Consider the following 2,849-nt stretch of genomic DNA (forward strand, 5'->3'; position numbering starts at 1 on the left):
GAAGACCATGGTGCCGGCGACGAAGGCGGTGCCGAGCATGATGGCGAGGGCGGTCATCAGCAGTCGGCCCTTGTGGGCCAGCACGTTGCGCAGTGCGGTGCGGTACATGGTGGTTGCCGTGTCCTGGGGTCGGTGGATGGGGATGGACGGGTGCCGGTGGTCAGCCGGGGGTCAGCTGGTGCGGCCCTTGGCGTCGAAGCGGCGCATCCGGTCCAGGACGGTGTCGGCGGTGGGGTGGTGGAGTTCGTCGACGGTGCGGCCGTCGGCGAGGAAGACGACGCGGTCGGCGTAGGAGGCGGCGACGGGGTCGTGGGTGACCATGACGACGGTCTGGCCGAGTTCGCGGACGGAGTTGCGGAGGAAGGAGAGGATCTCGGCGCCGGAGCGGGAGTCGAGGTTGCCGGTGGGTTCGTCGGCGAAGACGATGTCGGGGCGGGAGGCGAGGGCGCGGGCGCAGGCGACGCGTTGCTGCTGGCCGCCGGAGAGCTGGGAGGGGCGGTGGGTGAGGCGGCCGGAGAGGCCGACGGTGTCCACGACGCGTTCCAGCCAGGCCTGGTCGGGCTTGCGGCCGGCGATGTCCATGGGGAGGGTGATGTTCTCCAGGGCGGTCAGGGTGGGGAGCAGGTTGAAGGCCTGGAAGATGAAGCCGATCTTGTCGCGGCGCAGGCGGGTGAGCTGCTTGTCCTTGAGGCCGACGAGTTCGGTGCCGCCGATGGTGGCGGAGCCGGAGGTGACGGTGTCGAGGCCGGCCATGCAGTGCATGAGGGTGGACTTGCCGGAGCCGGAGGGGCCCATGATGGCGGTGAACTCGCCCTGGCCAAAGGCCACGCTGACGTCGTCCAGGGCGACGACCCGGGTCTCGCCCTCGCCGTAGACCTTGTTCAGGCCGACGGCGCGCGCGGCGGCGGTGGTGGTCGTCATCGTGGTCACGGGAGGGCTCCTGCCGGAAGGGGGGACGGTGGTTCCATGCTCCCGGGCGGCCCCGGCCGGATCCGTCGCTCCGGCGGACGGTTGGCCGGACCACCGCGAGGCGTACACCGGACCGTCACCCTCCTCCTGCGGTATGACACCGTCCCTGAGGCCGGTGAAGGCCCGGTGCGGCCCGTCAACTGGCCGATAACAGTGCTTCCACTGGCCGGATCACGAACGGTTCGTCAGATGGCAAGGAAGCATGACAACTTCCGGGGCCGGGAACATGCGAAACCGGGAGTCGGACGACTAGGCTCAGGGGGTAGCCCGAACAGGGGCGGGAGCGGTTCACGCCCGGGTGGTGGAACGCAGACACGGGCAGCTTAAAACTGCTTGGCCGCAAGGCCGTGCCGGTTCGAGTCCGGCTCCGGGCACCAGCTCCGCCTGCTCGGCCGCGGGAGATCATCCTCGCGGCGTACGCGTACTGCTTTGCCAAGACATTACTCTTGTCCGATGGTGGGCGGTGCCGTGCCGTCCCCCGGAGGGAATGAGCATGAGAAGCAGCAATCCGGTCTTCTCGCGGGACGGGGCCTTCTCCCGCGACACCGGCTACGCAGGGTTCGACAGCACCCGACAGCAGCCCTACGGGGCCGACCCGTACGCCAACAACCCCTACGCGAACGACCAGTACGGCCGGCAGCCCCAGGGCGGCCGACTCACCGACGAGCAGCTGGCCACGATGTACCGGGCGCCCTCCGCGGGGCCGCTGGACACCGGCCGGATGACCATGGACGACGTGGTCGCCCGCACGGCGATGACCCTGCTGACCCTGGTCGCGGCCGGCGCGGTGGCCTGGTTCGCGCTGCCGGCCGAGAACTACGGGTACGCCGTGGTGGCGGCGCTGGCCGCCCTCGTGGTCGGCCTGGTCGCCACCTTCAAGCGGACCGTCAGCCCGGCGCTGATCCTGACCTACGCGGGCCTGGAGGGCTTCTTCCTGGGCGCCGTCTCCAAGTCGTTCGAGACCCTGTGGGACGGCATCGTCCTGCAGGCGGTGCTCGGGACGGCGGCGGTCTTCGCGGCGATGCTGTTCGCCTACAAGAGCGGCCGGATCCGGGTCACCGCGCGGTACGCCAGGATCGGCATCGCGATGGCCATGGGCTTCGTGATCCTGATGCTGATCAACGCGGTCGCCTACGCGCTCGGCGCGGACCTCGGCCTGCGTTCCGGTCCGCTCGGCATCGTGGTCGGCCTGATCGGCATCGCGCTCGGCGCCTTCTTCCTCTCGCTCGACTTCGCCGAGATCGAGGAGGGCATCCGTGGTGGCGCCCCGCAGCAGGAGTCGTGGCGGGCCGCCTTCGGGCTCACCCTCTCGCTGGTCTGGATCTACCTGGAGATGCTCCGCCTGATCGCCATCCTGCGCGGCGACGACTAGCCGTCGGCCGCCTCGGCCGCGGGCCCCGGGAGTCACCGACTCCCGGGGCCCGCGGCGTCTGCCGGTAGCCTCGCTGCATGTCCGACGAACCGACCCTGTCCACCGCCGTCGACCGCCTGGCCGACCGGTTCCGCTCGATGCCGCAGAGCCGGCTGCTCGGCGCGGTGCCCGGCCACCCGTCCAGGGCGGCCGCCGCGCTGGCGCTGGCCCGCCGACTTGCGGCCACCGCGCTGCGGCTGGAGGGCGGGCCGCCGCGCGAGCTGCCGGACGCCGGGGCGTTCGCGGTCGGCGACCAGCTGGCGGTGGCCGGCCACGACCTGGCCGCGGCGGGCGCCGGGGACGCGGTACTGGCCGAGGCGCTCGCGGACGTGCTGGCCGTCACCGAGCTGGTCTCCTGAACCGCGCCCGCCCCCGGGCCGGGACCGGCCCGCGCAACGGCGGCGGCATCAACGGCAACAGCTGCATAAACGGCAACAGCGGCATCAACGGCAACGGCGGCGGCCGGCCG

At 71.7% G+C, this 2,849-nt stretch carries 3 protein-coding genes and 1 tRNA gene; 3 read left to right on the top strand and 1 reads right to left on the bottom strand.

What is annotated here, in order from left to right:
* Positions 1 to 171 precede the first annotated feature (171 nt).
* Complete coding sequence (locus AC2TEW_RS38815; RefSeq protein ID WP_484626479.1) at positions 172 to 921, bottom strand: ABC transporter ATP-binding protein; 750 nt, start codon at positions 919 to 921, stop codon at positions 172 to 174.
* A gap of 340 nt (positions 922 to 1,261) precedes the next feature.
* Between AC2TEW_RS38815 and AC2TEW_RS38820 the strand changes: the two genes are divergently transcribed.
* The 3 genes from AC2TEW_RS38820 to AC2TEW_RS38830 all read left to right on the top strand — a co-directional run bounded on the left by AC2TEW_RS38820 (position 1,262) and on the right by AC2TEW_RS38830 (position 2,739).
* Positions 1,262 to 1,346 (top strand) — tRNA-Leu (locus AC2TEW_RS38820).
* A gap of 116 nt (positions 1,347 to 1,462) precedes the next feature.
* Positions 1,463 to 2,341 (top strand): Bax inhibitor-1/YccA family protein, encoded by an 879-nt coding sequence (locus AC2TEW_RS38825; protein WP_484625686.1) that lies wholly within the window; start codon positions 1,463 to 1,465, stop codon positions 2,339 to 2,341.
* Between the two features lie 77 nt (positions 2,342 to 2,418).
* Positions 2,419 to 2,739: a hypothetical protein gene (locus AC2TEW_RS38830; protein ID WP_484625685.1), complete on the top strand. Its 321-nt coding sequence runs from the start codon at positions 2,419 to 2,421 to the stop codon at positions 2,737 to 2,739.
* Positions 2,740 to 2,849 lie beyond the last annotated feature (110 nt).

It is taken from the genome of Kitasatospora sp. NEAU-CNBT7 (assembly GCF_057220535.1).